Annotated in this window: 16 protein-coding genes and 1 riboswitch; of the genes, 6 read left to right on the plus strand and 10 right to left on the minus strand. The window is 44.0% G+C overall.

The window, feature by feature from the left end; all coding sequences use genetic code 11:
- Nucleotides 1-144: 144 nt before the first annotated feature.
- Both VXQ11_RS04965 and VXQ11_RS04970 read right to left on the minus strand, forming a co-directional pair.
- The gene (locus VXQ11_RS04965) at nt 145-1,947 is read right to left on the minus strand and encodes an acyl-CoA dehydrogenase C-terminal domain-containing protein (RefSeq protein WP_416680355.1); all 1,803 of its coding nucleotides are present in this window, start codon (nt 1,945-1,947) and stop codon (nt 145-147) included.
- Between the two features lie 301 nt (nt 1,948-2,248).
- On the minus strand, nt 2,249-2,854 hold the full coding sequence (locus tag VXQ11_RS04970; protein WP_416705550.1) for a hypothetical protein: 606 nt from the start codon (nt 2,852-2,854) through the stop codon (nt 2,249-2,251).
- Between the two features lie 135 nt (nt 2,855-2,989).
- Here VXQ11_RS04970 and baeS point away from each other — a divergent pair, with 135 nt between their 5' ends.
- Together baeS and VXQ11_RS04980 are read left to right on the plus strand one after the other, a co-directional pair.
- Nucleotides 2,990-4,642 (plus strand): sensor histidine kinase efflux regulator BaeS, encoded by a 1,653-nt coding sequence (baeS, locus tag VXQ11_RS04975; RefSeq protein ID WP_416705551.1) that lies wholly within the window; start codon nt 2,990-2,992, stop codon nt 4,640-4,642.
- Between the two features lie 13 nt (nt 4,643-4,655).
- Entirely contained in the window at nt 4,656-5,342 is a 687-nt protein-coding gene (locus VXQ11_RS04980; RefSeq protein WP_064094738.1) for a response regulator, read from the plus strand.
- Between the two features lie 235 nt (nt 5,343-5,577).
- Here VXQ11_RS04980 and VXQ11_RS04985 read toward each other — a convergent pair whose 3' ends face one another.
- The 7 genes from VXQ11_RS04985 to VXQ11_RS05015 all read right to left on the minus strand — a co-directional run bounded on the left by VXQ11_RS04985 (nt 5,578) and on the right by VXQ11_RS05015 (nt 13,196).
- A complete protein-coding gene (locus VXQ11_RS04985) occupies nt 5,578-6,132 on the minus strand; it encodes a GNAT family N-acetyltransferase (protein ID WP_416705552.1) in 555 nt (184 codons plus the stop codon).
- 64 nt (nt 6,133-6,196) lie between these two features.
- Nucleotides 6,197-6,565, minus strand: coding sequence for an MmcQ/YjbR family DNA-binding protein (locus VXQ11_RS04990; RefSeq protein WP_416705553.1), 369 nt, complete (start codon nt 6,563-6,565; stop codon nt 6,197-6,199).
- A gap of 73 nt (nt 6,566-6,638) precedes the next feature.
- Nucleotides 6,639-8,084, minus strand: a complete 1,446-nt coding sequence (locus tag VXQ11_RS04995) for a protein adenylyltransferase SelO (RefSeq protein WP_416705554.1) — start codon at nt 8,082-8,084, stop codon at nt 6,639-6,641.
- 133 nt (nt 8,085-8,217) lie between these two features.
- The gene (locus VXQ11_RS05000; protein ID WP_064094732.1) at nt 8,218-9,384 is read right to left on the minus strand and encodes an acyl-CoA desaturase; all 1,167 of its coding nucleotides are present in this window, start codon (nt 9,382-9,384) and stop codon (nt 8,218-8,220) included.
- A gap of 443 nt (nt 9,385-9,827) precedes the next feature.
- Entirely contained in the window at nt 9,828-10,541 is a 714-nt protein-coding gene (locus VXQ11_RS05005; RefSeq protein WP_416680347.1) for a glycerophosphodiester phosphodiesterase, read from the minus strand.
- Nucleotides 10,542-10,683: 142 nt separating this feature from the next.
- Nucleotides 10,684-11,268 (minus strand): cob(I)yrinic acid a,c-diamide adenosyltransferase, encoded by a 585-nt coding sequence (locus tag VXQ11_RS05010; RefSeq protein ID WP_064102308.1) that lies wholly within the window; start codon nt 11,266-11,268, stop codon nt 10,684-10,686.
- Between the two features lie 92 nt (nt 11,269-11,360).
- The gene (locus VXQ11_RS05015) at nt 11,361-13,196 is read right to left on the minus strand and encodes a TonB-dependent receptor plug domain-containing protein (RefSeq protein WP_416705555.1); all 1,836 of its coding nucleotides are present in this window, start codon (nt 13,194-13,196) and stop codon (nt 11,361-11,363) included.
- A 36-nt stretch (nt 13,197-13,232) separates the two neighbouring features.
- A riboswitch (cobalamin riboswitch) is annotated at nt 13,233-13,444 on the minus strand.
- A 144-nt stretch (nt 13,445-13,588) separates the two neighbouring features.
- Here VXQ11_RS05015 and VXQ11_RS05020 point away from each other — a divergent pair.
- Nucleotides 13,589-14,233 (plus strand): phosphoribosylanthranilate isomerase, encoded by a 645-nt coding sequence (locus VXQ11_RS05020; protein ID WP_416705556.1) that lies wholly within the window; start codon nt 13,589-13,591, stop codon nt 14,231-14,233.
- Nucleotides 14,214-15,458 carry a tryptophan synthase subunit beta gene (gene trpB, locus VXQ11_RS05025; protein WP_064094727.1) on the plus strand — a complete coding sequence of 415 codons (1,245 nt, stop codon included), beginning with the start codon at nt 14,214-14,216 and terminating at the stop codon, nt 15,456-15,458. Before VXQ11_RS05020 ends, trpB begins: the two co-directional genes overlap by 20 nt.
- Before the next feature lie 128 nt (nt 15,459-15,586).
- On the opposite strand, the gene VXQ11_RS05030 is transcribed toward trpB, so the two are convergent.
- Nucleotides 15,587-17,227 carry an acyl-CoA synthetase gene (locus VXQ11_RS05030; protein ID WP_416705557.1) on the minus strand — a complete coding sequence of 547 codons (1,641 nt, stop codon included), beginning with the start codon at nt 17,225-17,227 and terminating at the stop codon, nt 15,587-15,589.
- Nucleotides 17,228-17,460: 233 nt separating this feature from the next.
- Here VXQ11_RS05030 and VXQ11_RS05035 point away from each other — a divergent pair, with 233 nt between their 5' ends.
- Nucleotides 17,461-18,747 carry a D-arabinono-1,4-lactone oxidase gene (locus tag VXQ11_RS05035; protein WP_416705558.1) on the plus strand — a complete coding sequence of 429 codons (1,287 nt, stop codon included), beginning with the start codon at nt 17,461-17,463 and terminating at the stop codon, nt 18,745-18,747.
- Between the two features lie 10 nt (nt 18,748-18,757).
- Complete coding sequence (locus tag VXQ11_RS05040) at nt 18,758-19,915, plus strand: alanine racemase (RefSeq protein WP_416705559.1); 1,158 nt, start codon at nt 18,758-18,760, stop codon at nt 19,913-19,915.
- Nucleotides 19,916-20,122: the final 207 nt, after the last annotated feature.

The raw sequence follows: 20,122 nt of genomic DNA on the forward strand, positions 1-20,122 counted from the left end.
ATTGGGTTGTTTTGAGTCAGTCTAAAGCATTAAAAATCTGAATGTTAGACGACTAAAGGTTAATTCTGTAACGCTTTATAAAGAAAAAGGACTGCCTGATGATGACCGTCCTTTTTCTTATTATGCATTTACAACTGCACTAACTTAGAATGCGAAGTGTTCAGCATCTAAAGTCATTAACGGCTCTACACCTGTTGCAATCACGTCAACGTGTGCACGAACACGTGGCAGGATTTTCTTGAAGTAGAAACGTGCAGTAGTCAACTTGGCATTGTAGAAGTCTGCTTCAGTTGTACCGGCAGCAAGTGTTTCCTGAGCAACCAGTGCCATGCGTGCCCATAGGTAGGCAAGGGTTACATAACCAGAGAAGTACAGGTAGTCAACCGCAGCTGCGCCCACTTCTTCAGGGTTTTGCATCGCACGCATACCAATCTGCATGGTCAGGTCACCCCATTCCTTGTTCAATGCCGCAAGCGGTTCAACAAACTCTTTCATTGCAGCATTGTCTTTGTTTGCTTCAGCAAATTTATGGATGATCTTGGTGAAGTCTTTCAACATTGCACCTTGAGTACCCAGAACTTTACGGCCTAACAAGTCCAGTGCCTGGATTTCAGTCGTACCTTCGTACAGGCAAGCGATACGTGTATCACGTACAATTTGCTCCATACCATGCTCAGAAATAAAGCCATGACCACCGAATACCTGTACACCGTGTTTCGCAGCTTCAGAACCGGTTTCAGTCAGGAAGGCTTTTGCGATAGGTGTGAGCAGAGACAAGATGTTGTCTGCAAATTTACGGTCTGCTTCTTCCGGTGCATGTTCAACCACGTCAGCATATTGTGCTAACAGGTAAACTAGTGCACGACCACCTTCTGCATATGCTTTTTGCGTCAACAGCATATTACGTACCGCAGGATGCACAATGATTGGATCTGCTTCTTTTTCAGGTGCTTTAGGACCAGAAAGAGAGCGCATTGCCAGGCGGTCTTTTGCATATGCAAGTGCGCCTTGGAATGAACCTTCAGATGCTGCAAGACCTTGAACTGCTGTACCGATACGTGCTGTGTTCATGAACGTGAACATGCAGTTTAGACCGCGGTTTTCAGGCCCAATCAGGTAACCTTTTGCGTTATCAAAGTTGATCACACACGTTGCGTTACCATGGATACCCATTTTGTGTTCGATCGAACCACAACGTACGCCATTGCGGTCAGCGATTGAACCGTCAGCATTCAGGTTGAATTTTGGTACGATGAACAGAGAAATACCTTTGGTACCTTTCGGTGCGCCAGGAAGGCGAGCCAGTACAATATGAATGATGTTCTCTGCCATGTCATGTTCACCAGCAGAGATAAAGATTTTCTCGCCAGAGATTGCATAACTGCCGTCAGCTTGTGGCTCGGCTTTGGTACGGATAATACCTAAGTCAGAACCTGCGTGAGATTCGGTCAGACACATGGTACCCGTCCACTCGCCTGAAACCAGTTTAGGCAGATAGGTATCTTTTTGTTCTTGCGAACCGTGGTGTTCTAAAGTACGAACTGCACCGTGAGACAGACCCGGGTACATACCCCATGCCCAGTTCGCAGTACCGACCATTTCAGAAATTGTGATGCCTAAAGAGTTAGGAAGACCTTGGCCGCCATATTGCTCTTCAGCAGAAAGAGAAGGGAAGCCCAGCTCGATATATTTTTGGTATGCTTCTTTAAAACCAGTTGGAGTGGTGACAACGCCATCATTCCAGGTACAGCCTTCACGGTCACCGGTCTGGTTAATAGGAGATAATTCATTTTCACAGAAGTCTGCTGCAGCTTCTAAGTACTGATCCACCAGCTCACGGCTTACGTTTTCTTGGAATGCAGGGAGATTTGCATAGTGTTGTTCAGCATTTAATAACTCATGCAAAACGAATTGCATATCACGTAAAGGCGCTTTGTATTGTGGCATATCGGGTTCCTCAATACTGGTTGAACCAGCGTTATAATCTTAGATGAACTAAAACCTGTCGTCACTGACATGGTTTGGAATAGTCTAATCGTGCAACAACTTCCCTTGCGGTACAAGCTTTTTGAGGTGATTTGTTGGTGACTGTAAAGTCAAAGATTAATCTGAATAGTACCTTAAATGTCTTGCGTATAAAGACTTTAGTCATATTCTGCAGGAAAGGAATAGTCAACTGTATGCAAAAAAGTGCACACAATAAAAAAGCACCCGAAGGTGCTGATGGTGACGCATTGATTCTTATGTATTAATAGGCAGGCGCTTTAGGCTGGAAACGAACAAGGCATTTGCCATTGATGGTGTGTTCACCCATCTTGATCTGTACTGCAGTACCGTCTTTTTTACCTTGACAGGCTTGGCGCATTGCCTGTTGATGTGCCTGACGTTGAGCCAGACGCTGATCAAACTGTTTGGTTAATTCTGCACGTTGGGCATCAGTCAGGACTTCGCCACGCATCATGCTTCCACGCATGTCACCACGCATTGGACCATATTCAGCTTGCATGCCGCGATATTCGCCACGTTGACCCTTCATCTCTTTACGGTCTGCTTTAAAGACCATCTGGCAGGTACCATCTATGGTTTTATCGCTACTCTTGACCTGAATGGCTGAACCAGCCGCTTTATTGTCGCAGGCCTGTTGAAGCTGTTTGGCAAACTGCATCCGTTCTGCACGTTTCGCCTTAAACTGCTCACGCTGTTCAGGGTTTAGATGATGTTTTTTACCTTCATGATGTTTCATCATGTGGGAGTGATCACTACTTTGCACATTGCTGGTAGATTGACAGGCAGTCAAGGCACCCATTGATAAAACACTGGCACTGATTAATGCTATTTTTGTCATGGTTTGCATATGATTTATCCCGTTAAAGGTCTGATTCTTTTGATCGTTAAAGATTAAACAATAAAGATGTAGAAACAATGAAGGGTTTTTTGATGCAGTGTTCGCTACAATAATGAATATAGAAGAAAAATTGAGATTTCTATTTTGAACATTCGCCGTATTCCCATTGCATTACGTCTATTTTTGACCGTGCTGTTGACCACGCTGGTCATTACTACAGTGAGTCTGGGTGTATTGCATCTGAATATGCAGCGTAATTTTGCCCGCTATGTCGCCGATGTCGAAATGCAGAAGCTGGATTATGTGATTGGAAATCTGGCAGATGTTTATGCAGTCTATCAGGACTGGGGGAATGCGATTCAGGCCCAAATTCTCCAGATAGAAGGTGAAGCTGCACCGGATGATTATGATCGTTTATCACGCTGGTGGCTGCGCCGTCAGTATGATATTGCCTTGCAGCAGCGTTATTTTCAGGAACAGACCTTGGCTCAGGTCGCACCCAGTATGGTAGATCCGGCGCTGCCACAACGTCAGGTCAATGAAGAAGAATTACGTGTGCTGGCATCTAATTTGCCGTCCCAGTTTCAGCCCTTTGAAGGTTTGAAATTCCCGCTCAGCTCCAATCAGAATCTGTTTAGAGCTGACCGCAAGAATGGGGAACAGCCAGCACAGCAACCGACCGGCAAGAAGCAGTTTATCCAGATGCCGGATCGTCTTGGTCTCAGTTCACGTCTTTCCCTGTATGATGCCAAGCGTCGTTTTGTGGTCGGTGAGGCTTCGGATGAGCAGGTCTCCTATCGTCCGATTATGGTAAATAACCAGATTGTCGGCTATTTGGGCTTAAAACCGGTACTGGACCAAGATGATGCCTTAAGTATCAATTTCTTCAGTAACCAGAAGCGTTATTTATTTCTGGTATATGCACTCAGCGTTCTGGCAAGTCTGATTGCTTCCCTGTTACTGGCGACTTATTTTAAAAAGCCGATTCAACGTCTGCTGAATGGTACGCGAGCCTTAACCCAGGGTAATTATCAATATCAGATTAAAGTGAACCGCAATGATGAACTGGGTGATTTATCCAATGAACTAAATGCATTGGCGGTAATTCTGGATCAGCATGAAACCTCACGCCGTCAGTGGGTGGCAGATACTTCGCATGAATTAAAAACCCCGCTGGCAGTATTGCAGGCGCAGATTGAAGCAATGCAGGATGGAATCCGTAAACCAACCCCTGAGCATTTTGCTTCCATGCTGGCGCAGGTGAGTAGCCTGAAAAAGCTGACTCAAGATCTAGCTGCACTGGCACAGGCAGACGCCCAGCAATTGCAATTTTATTTCTCGACGGTCAATCCGTGGGAAGTGGTACAGCAGGAACTCATCAACTTCCAGCCGAACTTTGAACAGGCTGAATTGGCAGTCATTGCAGAGGGTGAAGGTACTGAGTTAAATCTGGATCTGGATCGTTTTAAACAGATTGTGGCGAACTTGCTGAGCAACAGTATTCGCTATACTGAAGCAGGCGGGCAGGTTCATATTCATACCACACAGGATGATAAAGAATGGACCCTGTATGTCGATGACAGTCCATATGGCCTGACTGATGAACAACTGGCACGTATTGGTGAACGTTTCTACCGTGTCGATGATTCACGTACCCGGGCCACTGGCGGAACCGGCCTTGGTTTGGCATTATCATGTAAAATTACTCAGGCGCTGGGCGGCAGCTTAAGCTTTGCACATTCACCGTTGGGTGGCTTGCGATGCAAGCTGAGCTTTCCTAAACAAATGAAACCATGAAGGGAATATATTGATGAAACATATCATGCTGGTTGAAGATGAAATCGAACTTGCACAGTTGGTGCGAGACTATCTGGAAGCTGCTGGTTTTGAGGTCAGTATGTTTCATGATGGGCAGGAAGCATATAACAGCTTTACCCAGCGTAAACCGAGTCTGATGATTCTGGATCTGATGGTGCCGCGTATGGACGGTCTGACCATTTGCCGTAAAGTGCGAGAACAGTCAGATTTGCCAATTATCATGGTGACCGCGCGTACCGAAGAAATTGACCGCGTGCTGGGGCTGAATATGGGGGCTGATGATTATATCTGTAAGCCATTTAGTCCAAAGGAACTGGTAGCACGGGTACAGGCTGTGTTACGTCGTCTGGACCGTAAATCAGAACCGGAAAGCAATGACCTGTTCCGCATGGACAAATCCCAGCAACGAATCTGGTACCAGCAAAAAGCTTTGAACCTGACACCGACTGAATTCCGTTTACTGGAATTATTCCTGGAACATGTTGGACAGGTCTATTCTCGTGCGCAATTGCTGGATCATATCAATCCGGACAGTTTTGATGTCGCAGACCGGGTCATTGACAGTCATATCAAAAACCTGCGCCGCAAGATTTCCGATGCAGCTGAAACCGGTAACCGTCACGAGTGGATTCAGGCGGTGTATGGGGTCGGTTACCGTTTTGAATATCCTGAAGACTGATTTTTAGTCCGGCTTAAGAAAAGCGAATGGGTGAGTACTTATTCGCTTTTTTTTATAAAGCATTATTCTTTTGATTTTATGAAAAGAACAGGACACGTGTATAATGCCTCCTGGATCATTTTTAGAGGGTTCTGAAACCTAGGGTTTTTGATGGTTAAGAACTTATTCTGATCTAAATTATTTATTACTTTTTTAGATTCTGATTGAGTGCGAAAAACTATCAGCTATCAATATTTTAATTTATTTCAATATAATAATGAATGCAGTCTCTGGTATCCTCACCGATTAAAGGAAATCTTGCCCAATTTTTTAAAATGCCTGTTTGGGTGAAACCTGATTTAATCAGGGCGTTTTGCGATCTACTATGTTCTGCATCATAAAAAGTTTCAATTCTTTCAAGAGTGCTGTTATTTTTTAAATAAGTAATTACAGCTTTTAGGGCTTCTTGCATGAACCCTTGTCCTTGAAATTTTTTTCCTAGTCCAAAGTGGATTTCCCCACAATTCTCTTTATTAAAAAATAGCACAATCCCCAGAGCTACATCGGTTTTCCGGTCACTGACGATCCAGGCAAAATCTTGATCTTGGCTTTCCCAGTTGGCCCCACACCAATTTTCTAACATGTTTTTTGTCTGACTTATATTTTTATGTGGCATTCTCTGCAGGTATTTACTCGCTTCCCAGTCTCCGAAATATTCAGTAAAGAGAGAATTTTCATCCCCAGTCTGAAATTTACGTAAATTTAGACGATCAGTTTTTATAGGCGAAGCTAATACTTTGCGAGTTTTCATAGTTATTTAATTTAAAATTCTAGCCTTAGTTTAAAAATATATGATCAGTTTATTCAAGTACAGCTTAAATGCTCCCAAGTAATTTAATTCTTTGCTGATCTACTTTCTTTAATTTTGCCACAACCAACTCATAAGAATTCAGCACCAAATCTTTAATTAAAGATTCATCCAGATATTCATCCTCGTAAACTGAAATCCAATGCTGTTTATTCATATGCCAGCCAGTACGAATATATGGATAAATATCCCGCAGCATTGCACCGTGCTCAGGCTCGACTTTTAAATTAATGGCAGCTTTACCTTGTAAATGAAAAGTCAGTATAAAGACTTTATCCATGACTTTATAAACATCACAGCCCTTGCCAAAAGGCTGGGTGACTGTTACTTCAGGAAGTTTTAAAGCAGTTTGGGCAGCAAGAGTGTGTAAGGTCATAAGCTGTGAATAAATAAAAAAACTGTGGATAGTGTTTAAATTATCCACAGTTTTTATTTTAGATGTGAATAAATTAAGAAGAACAGCTGACCATGACTTCTGGCACATCACTTGGCAAGGGCGCTAAATCTTCAGGCTGTTCCAGACCTGACTGTTTCTGATAAGGCTGACTTAATAATTTAAACAGGCGGTCGACTTCAGAAAAATCATCCCGCTCTGCCAGTTCAATGGCTTTCTGTGCCATATGATTCCGCAGAATATAATGCGGATTGGCCAGTTGCATGGCGGCATCCAATTCTTCTATATCCTGATGTTCACGGATAGATTCATATTGCGCCAGGAATGCTTCAAACTGGCGTCGGTCCAGGCAATCATCTTTAAGGGCTTCATAGTCTTTATTTTGCAACCGGATAAAACTCTGGGTGTAGTCCAGTTGCTCACTTTGCAAAATTCGCAGGAAGGCCATTGCACAGTCAAAACTGTCTTTATGGAAACTTGGCAACCCCATTTTCTGGTTTAAACCATGCTCATAATGTTCCAGGAAAGTTGGTTCATAGTGTTCCAGACATTGGGACAGATCCTGTTTCCATTGTTCTTTATCATAGTCTATAGGGCAGAGCGAAATCAGGTTATTCAGCCACATCCATAAATTCCAGTGTCCGATACTGGGCTGCTGCTGATAGGTGTAACGGCCTTGATAATCGGAATGGTTATTGATCCAGTTCGGACGGAAGCGTTCCATAAAACCATAAGGGCCAAAGTCGAGTGTTGAGCCGGTAATATTCAGGTTGTCAGTATTCATGACGCCATGTGCAAAACCGACCAGTTGCCATTTGGCAATCATGACGGCAGTACGCTGAATGACTTTGGTGGCAAAGGCTAATATTGGCTGTTCAGCTTGCAGACATTCCGGATAATGCCACTCGATACATTTTTGCGTGAACTCAGCTAATACATCTGGCTGATATTGATTGATCCACTCAAAATGGCCAAAACGGATATGGCAGTCTGAGCTACGCAACATCATCGCGCCCGGCTCTAGCTTTTCGCGCTGTACCCCCTGAGTAGATGAAGTGAAACCAACTGCATTACTGGATGCCACACCCAAAGCATTTAAGGCATGACCCGCCAGATACTCACGGATCACTGAACGCAGTACGGCCCGGCCATCTCCCATACGCGAATAAGGCGTAGACCCAGCACCTTTTAAGTGTAGATCAATGGTCTGATTATTTTTATCCAGAATTTGTGCAATCAGCAGCCCGCGACCATCTCCCAATTGTCCTGCCCATTGTCCAAACTGATGACCTGCATAGACCATGGCTAAGGGTTCAAACTCAGCAAAGACTTTCTGACCACTACAAATCTCGACCCATTTTGCCTTGTCTTCCTCCGACCATTGCAGCTGTTCTGCCAATGCAGCATTAAAATGTCCGGCTTTTGCGCCTTTTAACGGAAGGGGAAGCTGATGATGATAGAGACAGGACGGAAGTGTTTGATAGCGAGAATTAAAATACATGGCATTCAGTACAGGCTAGGAGTAAATGAACTATAACAAAGATAGTTGTATAAAACTGTTGTATAAGCGAGAGTTCACGTTATCTTTCAGCATAAAAAAAGCCCCGAGCGGGGCTTTTCGTTTTGACAGATTTTTATTGAGAAACTGCAGATTTTTTCAAATTACGAACCAGTAAGTTCAAGGTCTCACGGTGATGGGAAAGACGTTGTTCTACCAGCTGGAATTCAACTTTCAATTTGTCATCCATCTGGTGAATCTTTTCAGCCATCGATGCTTTCTTGACCTGAATTTCCTGTTCTTTCAACTTCGCCCAGTCATTTAAAGTTTGGGTAAAAGCATCATATTCCTGTGCAATCTTGGTTTTCACTGTCGAGATATCTTCAGAAACGTCATGGCCATAAACTGCAAGATCCTGTTCAGCATATTTAAACTTCATTGCCAATTCCGCTTTTTTAATATTAAAGCTAGGAATACGGCGCAAGTTTTTTGCTAAACCGAGTTTAGAGCAGGTCCAGATCAACCATTTGGTTGGATCATACTGCCACCATTTCACGCCATTACGGTAGTCGTACTGGAAAATATGGTGATAGTTATGATAACCCTCACCCCAAGTTGCGATTGCGAGTACAAAATTGTCACGCGCAGTATTTTCGTCAGTATATGGACGATTCCCCCACATATGGCACAGTGAGTTGATGAAGAAAGTGACGTGATGGCTCAGGATTAAACGCATTAATCCGCCTAACAGCAATACACCCCAGACATCGCCTACCATCAAGCCAATAGGTAATAAAATTGCGGCATGAACGGCAATCACTAATGGAACGTAGTATTTGTCCTGAAACATCACTACTTTATCTTTCAACAGATCTGGCGCATTTTTGTAGTTGGCTACACCGGATGGATAATCACGTAACATCCAGCCGATATGTGCATACCAGAAGCCTCGATTGATCGAGTACGGGTCTTGCTCCACGTCATCAACATGACGGTGATGGGTACGGTGACCAGATGCCCAGAATAAAATACTATTCTGTACTGCAAATGTACCCATGATCATCAAGATGATTTTTAATGGTAAGGTGGCTTCATAAGCACGATGTGCCCACAGGCGATGGTATCCTGCTGTAATGCCAAGGCTGCTTACGCCCAGTAAAACAAACATACTGATCCAAGCGGCAACACTAAAATCATGGTGATACGCATACAACGGAATCGCAATCAGGGCTACGATTGGTAAAAATACCAATGCAAACACAGCAATCCAGTTGATGGGGGCTTTGGGTAAGGGAGCATTCATCTCCAACAGCACTCCTAGAACCTCGAAAGGTTTAACAATAAGCAGAAACCGCTGTTCGTTTTAACAGCAGCCTATCTTGTTCATATTAGCATGTGGTCTAGGGCTGCACTAGCATTATTGTACGGTTGTATTGTACTTATGAGTCTTGGAATAAGCCGACAAAAACTGCCATTTTTCCAAGCTGGATAAACCCTGATTTCTGTCTAAGTGACTGAGGATCATCAACCTTTTATTTTTTTATTTTTGGGTTAGGATAGCTGAAAGGGTTGTTCATAATTTCTACAAGATTACATGTCGGTTTGCAGACAGATGCGGAAAATAAACCTAAGTTAACCTAGACTTAGCATAAGTTTAAGCAGATTCTCTATTTTTAAAAATTGATGAGGGTAAAGATATCAACAAGAAGATAACTGCAAATTTATTATGTAAATGAGGCTAGTACTTTAAAGCTGTTGCAGCATCAGTTTTGGATAATCTGTAATTAAGCCCTGAATACCCCAGTCCCGAAGCTGCTTGGCACGCGTCACATCATTGACCGTCCAGACACTGATATTTAGCTCGGCCGCCTGCGTAGCCTGGATCAGGCCTTGGCTAACCAGTTCATTCATCCAGCCAATATGACAGCATCCCAGTTCCAACGCCTGATCAATGGCTTGATGTTTGACATCAGTTTCAATCAACAAGCCGCGTTTTAAGCGGGAGTTTTGCTGTTTCAATGCATTCAGGATTTTCGCATCAAAGCTGGTAACAATAGCTGCCTGCTCATAGCCTTGCAGTTGTTGTTCGACTTCTAATGCTATTTTTTCGGCTGCTGCTTCTGAGTCAACACTTTTGATTTCAACTTCAATATGTTCAAAATTTCGAATGACATTTAAGGTTTGATCAAGGAGCGGAGTGGCTTCGATTTTATTCCATTCTGACCATTTGACTGCATGATTATACTGGACAAGATCTTGACGGTTACACTCATACAAAGGCTTCTGCAAGCCGGTGGTACGAACAAAATTGTCGTCATGCATGATGATTAAAGCATTGTCTTTGAGTTGACGAACATCAAACTCAACGGCGCGAATGCCGATTTCCTGAATATACTGAAAACCGCCCAAGGTATTTTCAGGGGCTTCGCCACGTGCACCACGATGTCCAATTATGCGCATAAGATGCTCATGAGTGGGAAAGTTAAGTTCATTTTGCGAGGGCTACGTGACAGAAGGATGACACTATCTATTTTCGTCAGATGCCCTATAAAATCAAGACACATCTGACGCGTATTTTTAGATGCTAATCTGGAAGCTGATTTTACTTTTCGATGCTGTCATTGATATTTTTTTGCCAGAGCACTTCAGAACCACCCTCAGCGCGTTGCAGGGTACGCGATGCGACAAATAACCAGTCGGATAGACGGTTCAGCAGTTGTAGCGATGCAGCCTGAATATTTTGGTCACGGTGGTGGACTGACATCACGCTGCGTTCGGCACGACGACAGACTGCACGAGCCTGATGGGCAAAGCTGCACACCAGCGTTCCAGCAGGCAGAATAAAGTCTTTTAACATCGGCAAAGCTTCATTCATACGGTCGATATCATTTTCCAGAAACTCAATCGATACCGGTTGCACCAGATTAAAACCCGGAATACACACTTCACCACCCAGATCAAATAGCCAGTGCTGGATCAGACTTAAGGATTTATCCCAAGGAGTTTTATCTTCAATAGTGCTTGCAGAAATCTGCGCGCGTAATACGCCAATTACTGCATTCAGCTCATCGACATCACCCAGCGCGGTAATACGCAAGTCATCTTTGGCAACGCGTGAGCCATCACCAAGCCCTGTAGTACCCGAATCGCCTGTGCGCGTGTAGATTTTACTTAAACGGTGACCCATTTGAATTCCTTGATTTTTTAAATGCTGAATATAAAAAGAATCATGCCATAGGCATGACATGATTCTCAAAAGTATTTCTAAAAAGGTTGAACTTAGTATTTAAAGGTCACACCCGCAGAAGCGAGTCGGCCACCGTTCACATAGTACTGGTCGCCAGCACTATGCACAGTTTTGTATTTCACATCACCGACATTTTCAATGTTAGTAAACAGTTTAACTGTTGGATTAATATTCCAATAGGCATTTAAGTCAACACGTGCATAACCTGGAATATCACGACTAAAGTCCTTCGCTTTCGATTTTGCTACCAGTGCAGCACTTAAACCGTAATCCGCATTTTGTAGACCTGTCGATACAGTGAATGACTGACGAGGGCGACGTAACAGCTCTGAATTCTGTTTCGTATCTTCAGTTTTGACATAAGTGTAACCGGCATTAATAAAGAACTGATCTTTTGCCCATTGTGCCGTCAATTCGCCGCCAGTCATCCTGGCTTCATCAATGTTCTGGTTTTGGTAAACGGTCGTTGGAAACCATCCTTCTCCACAATCAATAATACATACCGAATTAATTAAATTATCGACTTCCGTATAGAAAACGGAAGCACCTGCCAAAATATTTAATGGAAGTTTTTGATCTATCCCCATTTCATACGAAATGCTTTCTTCAGGCTTCAATTGATCATTGCCGCCAAAAGCATACATATCATTTAAAGTCGGTGCCTTAAATGCTGAACCAATATTGGTATAAATGCTGGTATTAGGGAGCAGTTGGTAACGGATACCACCTTGTGCAACGGTATGTGAGCCAAATTTTTCGTTATCTTCGATACGCACACCCACCTGAGTGCTTAAGCTATTTGTCTGATACTGGTGCTGAATATAGTAACCTGTTGAATTAATGTCTTCATCAATATCCTGGGTTTTTGCACCGGTATTACGCTGGGTAATGCCCAGTAAAACATTTTGTGCTGCCGTGAAATTCCATTTGCCATAGATTTCTGCTTCTTGCGTGGTGCTATGTACAAAGCTGCTTGAGGTGACCTGATCTAAGTCATCTTTAAACTGAGATAGACGTGCATTAATTTCAGTAGTTTGTGTTGGGTTAATACGACCTTTTAAATTTACAATTTCATTTTGAAAATCTTGGCTGGAAAATGCACCCCAATTACTGTATTGGACATTTCCTGAATTTTGACTGTAATCGAGTGATGTTGCATAACGCTCTTTTTCAATACCGAATTTTGCACTATAACCTTTTTGATCATAACTGTAGTCACGGTTGTCATTGATATTGAATACAGGTGTGCCGTCAGTTTCTAAAACCTGACCGCGAATCTGTGCATACACCCCATTTTCTGCCAGGTCAGCACCAATAATTGATTTGTAGGTTTGATTCTCGCCAATTTCACCTGTTACAAAGGCACCTGTTTTTTCAGGCGTTTTTGTTACAAACTGTACTACACCACCAATTGCATCTGTACCATAAAGCACAGATGCAGGGCCTTTTAAGACTTCAATCTGTTTAAGATCTGTGGTGTCTAAAAATGGAATAGACGCTGCACCTGTGGTGGCTGTATTTAAACGAACACCATCACGTAGTACCAAAACTTGATTGGAATTGGTGCCGCGTAAGAAAATAGAAGTTTGCTGGCCATAACCACCCGATTGCACGACATTAATACTTGGGTCTGTTTTTAGTAAATCTGGTAGTGCTTTAAGAGGTGACTGCTCAAGAATTGCAGGTTCAATAATCGAAATACGCGCTGGCACATTTTCAATTTTTTCTCCAGAGCGAGTCGCAGTGACTACAATGGTATCTAAAGATGCTTTTGCAACTTTTTGCTCGGTGGCATGAACAGATGAAGTGGTACCCAACGCAAGTGCGATCGCACCTACCAAGGCAGTAGGTTGAAATTGAATAGACATGAAATGCTCCATACATTCACTTCCCCGTGAATGATTGAGTTATAGAACACAACAAGCAGGTTTCCGGACTTAAATGTGCAAAGCAGCGACTTTGCTGTATATCCACCTTCCCACATCAAGATGCAGTGGTGTAAACCGAAGGGTTTAAATTGAGATACGTTTCATTTTTTACCGTTGCGGGGGCAGTGCTGGATTTACACCAGCTTCCCTAAAGCCTGAAGGCTTGGACTTGCTGCAAAGTGAGCGCAGTATAAAGTCAGGATGGCGGATACACAATCTGCATCAAGAATAATCCGGATGAACTTTACGCAAGTCAGGAAAATTGCATTACAATGATTTGCCCCAATCTTATAGATTGTTCAATACATTGGTAGATATAGAGCCAACATAATATGCGAACCCGTGCCAAAATTTGTGGAATCACCCGAGTTGAAGATGTACATGCCGTAGTCAATGCTGGCTGTGATGCGATAGGATTTGTATTTTATCCACCGAGTCCGCGGCATGTCACTTTGGCACAGGCTGAAATCCTGATCCGGGCGGTTCCAGCTTATGTGCAGGCCGTAGGTTTATTTGTAAATAGTCGCGCAGATGAAATCCAGGCGATTTTAAATAAAGTACCGCTGGATATTTTGCAATTTCATGGCGATGAAACACCTGAACAATGTCAGGTCATCGCCCAGCAGGTGGGGCGCCGCTGGTATAAAGCCATTCAGGTGCAACCTGATCTGGATGTGGTTGCAGAAATTCAGCGTTATCAAGATGCAGGCGCAAGTGCAGTACTGTTAGACGCATGGCATCCTGACCTGAAAGGTGGCACAGGGCACAGCTTCGATTGGGATACATTTCCCAAACTCAATATTCCCTTGATCTTGGCAGGCGGTTTAAATCCTGACAATATCGAACAGGCAATTCTCACCACACAGGCGTATGCCGTGGATGTGAGTGGCGGTGTCGAGTCCGCAAAAGGTATTAAAGACCAACAACTCATAGAACGCTTTATGCAAGGAGTCCATCGTGGATCAGCAAAGTACTAGCCAGAACAGTCAGGCAGTTGACTATACCCAATTCCCGGATGAACGCGGGCATTTCGGTATTCATGGCGGACGTTTTGTGTCAGAAACACTCATGGCGGCTTTAGAAGACTTGGAAAAGCTCTATTTCCGTATGAAAGATGATGCGCAGTTTTTGGCAGAATTTGACCGTGACATGGCGTTTTACGTCGGTCGTCCGAGTCCTTTATATCATGCTGAACGATGGTCGAAAGAGTTGGGTGGCGCACAGATTTACCTGAAACGTGAAGACCTGAACCATACCGGTTCGCACAAAGTAAATAATACAATCGGTCAGGCCTTACTGGCGAAGCTTTCTGGCAAGAAACGTATTATTGCCGAAACAGGGGCAGGCCAGCACGGTGTAGCAACGGCAACGATTGCAGCACGTTTAGGACTTGAATGCGTAGTATTCATGGGTGCAGACGATGTAAAACGTCAGGCGATGAACGTCTACCGTATGCGTTTATTAGGCGCGACAGTTGTGCCGGTAGAAAGTGGCTCCAAAACATTGAAAGATGCCATGAACGAAGCCATGCGTGACTGGGTGACTAATGTGGATTCAACTTACTACGTCATTGGTACCGTGGCAGGTCCACATCCATATCCGCAACTGGTTCGTGATTTCCAGTCGATCATCGGTCGTGAAGCACGCCGTCAGATTCAGGAACAGGCAGGCCGTCTGCCAGATGCACTGGTCGCATGTGTCGGTGGTGGATCCAATGCCATGGGCTTGTTCTATCCATTCCTGAATGATCAGGACGTGAAAATGTACGGAGTAGAAGCAGCAGGTCTGGGTATTGAAACTGGTAAGCACTCTGCGCCGTTAAATGCCGGACATGTCGGTGTACTGCATGGTAACCGGACTTACCTGATGTCTGATAAAGAAGGTCAGATCATTGAAACCCATTCAATTTCGGCAGGTCTGGACTATCCGGGTGTGGGTCCGGAACATAGCTTCCTGAAAGATATGGAGCGTGTGAACTATGTACCAATTACAGATACTGAAGCGTTACAGGGTTTCCGTGACTTGACCAAGATTGAAGGCATTATTCCGGCGCTGGAAAGCGCACATGCCATGGCATACGTGACCAAGCTTGCACCGACCATGGACAAGGATCAGATTATTATTGCGACGGTTTCAGGTCGTGGTGATAAGGACTTGATGACTGTGGCACGCATTGATGGCGTAGAAATGGTTGAGATGTAAGTTCCTTAAAGTTCTCTCCTTATAGGAGAGGGTTTGGGAGAGGTTATTTCAAATAAAAAATCGTGCTAATAAAACTTAGCACGATTTTTTTTATCGGACAGATTTTGCGGGAACCTGCTTATCTGGAGTTAAGAGAACTCACCTTGTGCGCGTTCTTTAGCCCATTCACGTAAAACAAATTTCTGCAGTTTGCCGGTCGAAGTTTTTGGAATCTCGGTAATCACCACATCCTTAGGCACTTTAAAGCGGGCCAGATGCTCACGGCAGAATTCCATAATTTCTTCTTCAGTGGCCTGGGTACCTTCTTTAAGTTCAATAAAGGCACATGGTACTTCCTGCCAGCGTGGATCAGGCTTGGCAACTACTGCTGCAGTGAGTACGGCCGCATGTCGATATAATACTTCCTCGACTTCAAGCGAGGAAATATTTTCCCCACCGGAAATAATCACGTCTTTGGAGCGGTCAGTGATTTTGGCATAACCATCCGGTTGGCATACCGCCAGATCGCCAGTATGGAACCAGCCTCCTGCAAAGGCTTCCGCGGTGGCTTCGGGATTTTTCAGATAGCCTTTCATCACGATATTGCCACGGAACATGATCTCACCCATGGTCTGTCCATCGTGTGGTACTTCCTGCATGGTGTCGGGATCAAGCACTTTCATGCCATCCTGCAACGGATAAGGTACGCCCTGACGGGAGTGCAACTGTGCCTGTTCCTGAATGGATAAATCACTCCAGCCTGCCTGAGATGCACATAGTGCAGAAGGGCCATAGGTTTCTGTCAAGCCGTAGACATGCGTTACATTAATGCCGATATTGCGCATGCCCTCAATAATGGCCGCAGGAGGAGCGGCACCTGCCACCATGACCTCGACCCGGTGCTCAAACTTGGTCTTTTTCTCTTCAGGTGTGTTGATCAGCATCGACAGGACAATCGGTGCACCACAGAAGTAATCGACCTTATGTTCAGCGATCAGCTTAAAGATCAGTTCAGCATCGACTTTACGCAGGCAGACATTGGTTCCGCCGTTGGCCGCCATGGTCCAGGCAAAGCACCAGCCATTACAGTGGAATAGCGGCAGGGTCCATAAATAGGTGGCGCGGGGTGTCATGCCACAGGCAATAATATTACTGGCTGCATTAATGTAGGCACCTCGATGATGATAGACCACACCTTTTGGGTTGCCGGTGGTGCCGGAGGTATAGCTTAAGCTGATGGCATCCCATTCATCTTGGGGTAAATGCCATTCAAAGTTTGCGTCGCCTTGGGCAATCCAGTCTTCATATTCGATTTGACCAATACGCTGCTCTTCACCTTCAAACTCTTCATCAGCCACATCAATGACATAGATATCGTGTGAAATCAGGGCGAGGGCTTCTGCTGCAAGTGCAGTAAATTCGGGATCGACCAGCAAGACTTTGCTTTCAGCATGTTCCAGCATGAAGGCAAGGGTTTTGGCATCCAGACGAGTATTTAAGGTGTTGAGGACTGCACCTGCCATCGGTACGGCAAAATGTGCTTCAATCATGGCAGGGACATTAGGCAGCAGGACAGAAACAGTGTCATTTTTGCCGATGCCTAATTTTTGCAGCTGGTGAGCAAACTGACGGCAACGGTTATATTTCTCACGCCAGGTGATCCGACGCTTTCCGTGGATAATCGCATTCTGATTTGGATAAATATAAGCTGCACGATCCAGATAGCGTAAAGGTGACAAAGCTACAAAATTCGCGGGGGTACGCGGTAATTCATCATATGCGCTAACCATGGTAAAACTCCGTTCTATATTTATTTTGATATCCTGCTGAAAAGATATGTACTTCTTGGGGATCTTGCATTTATGCTTTAGTCGAGTACGATTTTAATAATTTTAAGTAATTGAATATTAATGTAAATATTTAATCCTGTTTAAATGTTTTGAACCCATGGGTTCCCATGTTTGATTTTTTAGGTATTTTACTCTAATTGAGCCATTCAAATTATATAAGCCAAGGAATAATAATGAAAATACAACAGGCAGATGCCACATGGCGAAACTGGTCAGGAAGCCAGTTGAGTTCTCCTCACATTTTTCAGCCTGGAGAAATGAATGAATTACAAAATTTGGTGAAGTCCCAGGCGCAGATGCGTGCAGTAGGTGCAGGGCATTCCTTTAGCCCACTCGCCAAAACAGATAAAGGACTGCTTAATCTTGATCAGTTCACAGGTGTGGTGGCCTCTAATCAAGCGAAATCCCAATGCACTGTCCAGGCCGGTACCCGTTTATATAATCTAGGTAAAGAACTAGCAGCCATTAATCAGGCTTTAATCAATCAGGGTGATATTGACCAGCAAAGTCTGGCTGGTGCAATTTCCACCGGAACCCATGGCACCGGTATCGATTTACCCTGTTTATCTGCTTTTGTGGAAGGCTTTGAATTACTGACTGCAGCGGGAGAGCTGCTGCAATGCGATGCCCAGCAGAATACCGAGATATTTCAGGCTGGACGGGTAGCACTGGGTAGTTTGGGGGTGTTGACCAAAATTACCCTGCAAAATCGGCCACGCTACAAATTAAAAGAACAAATCCGTTTGTGTTCATTAAAAGATGTTTTTACGCATATTGAGCAATGGAAATATCAGCATCGACATATTGAGTTTTGGGCTTTTCTGCATGCTGATCAGGTGATGCTGAAAACTCTGGATGAAACAGAAGATGACGTTCAGCCGAGGCAAGAGAGCTGGCCTTCGGAAGATACTTTATTGACCTTATGTTCCGAGTTGACACGGCTTTTCCCCCAGACGAATCCTTATCTGCAAAAACTGCTCGGTGTATTTGTCAAACCGACTCGTTATGTAGACTGGTCATCCAGGATTTTTCCAACTCCGCGTAAGACCAGGTTTAATGAAATGGAATATCAGATTCCGGTCGATTCGGGATTGCAGTGTCTGGACGAGATTCTGCATGTTTTACGTAAACATCAGGTGCCGATGTTTTTTCCCATCGAGTTTCGTTATGTCAAAGCTGACGATATCTGGCTGAGTCCTTTTTATCAGCGTGACGCGGTTTCAATTTCGATTCACCAGTTTTATAAACAGGATTACCGGACCATCTTTGATCTGATTGAACCGATTTTACAGAAATATCAGGGACGGCCGCATTGGGGCAAATTGCATAGCATGAACACCGCTTCGCTACATGATCTCTACCCGAAATGGGATAATTTTATGAGAGTACGTCAGCAACTGGATCCACAGCAAAAATGGCTGAATCCGTACCTAAAACAATTATTTTTATCTGGAAACTGAGGCTTGGGAGATGCAAACAGAGTATTTTCAGCAACTGACATGGGACTTGAAGCAGCAGGGGACTGGTACACCGCAACTGATTTTAGATTTAAAAACCTATCAACGTAATTTGGACTATGTACAGTCAAAATTGCCTGCGCAGTTAAAACCACGTCTGGTAGTAAAATCCTTGGCGAGTCCCCCGTTGCTTCAACTGGCCAGTGAGAAACTGAATACCAGGCGCTTTATGGTCTTTCATTTGCCTCATCTGCTGGAGATTATAGGGACATTTCCGCAAGCTGATATCTTGCTGGGCAAACCCATGCCGGTTCAGGCGCTAAAACGTTTTTACCAAAAATCCTCTAGTCAGAATAAAGCAAATATCCAGTGGCTGATTGATGATATAGAGCGTTTGAAGCAATATCTGCAATTCGCGCAAAGCCAGAATCTTTGCCTGAATGTCAACATTGAAATTGATGTGGGCCTGCATCGCGGAGGTGTAAGCAGTCAGGCACAGTTTGTCGCCTTACTTAAACTGATTCAGCAATATTCCTCATATCTGAAACTGTCTGGCTTGATGGGTTATGATGCGCATGTGGCAAAACTGCCAAAAATACTGAAATGTCCTGAAAAAAGCTATCGGCAATCGCAGCAGATTTATCAGCACTATAAAACTATTTTGCAGCAGAAATTCCCTGATTTATGGCATGAAGATCTGTGTTTGAATGGTGGGGGAAGCGCTACTTTTATGCAGCATTGCCAGCAAAGTGTCTGCAATGATCTGTCTTTTGGTTCCATGCTGCTCAAACCGAGTGATTTTGATCTGGATCATCTCTCTACCTTGAACTGCGCTTTATGGATTGCTGCACCAATTCTAAAAGTATTGCCTTATAGTCAGCTTCCCGGTCTCGAAGTACTTGATTATCTGCCACATCCGCATAAAGCATTATTTATTTATGGCGGTTATTGGCAGGCAAATTACTGTTATCCTGAAAAAAGTCGACCGCATATGTTGTATGGTCGCAGCAGTAATCAGGAAATGGTTTTGGTGCCTAAATACTGCGGGCTACAAGTGGATGATTACGTCTTTTTGAGACCGACACAAAGTGAAGCTGTCATTCCGCAATTTGCCCAGCTTTATAGCTACAGCAAGGGAAAATTTATGGCGTGGGACACTTTTCGGGAATAATAAAATTCTGAACTAAAAAATGAGCTTAAGTTTTTTTAAATCAGATATGGTTTTGGTGATAAATCTTATTTTTATTGGGGAAAAGGTTTAATCATGCGGCCAAGCCGTGTAAAATTCGAATCGATTTTTATTTATCCACCGTTTTTATCTTTTGAGGTTTTCCCTCGATCATAATCTCGCGGTGATATGCTCCATGGTACGGGGCAT

Source organism: Acinetobacter sp. 197 (assembly GCF_048148385.1).
GTDB lineage: Bacteria > Pseudomonadota > Gammaproteobacteria > Pseudomonadales > Moraxellaceae > Acinetobacter > Acinetobacter pecorum.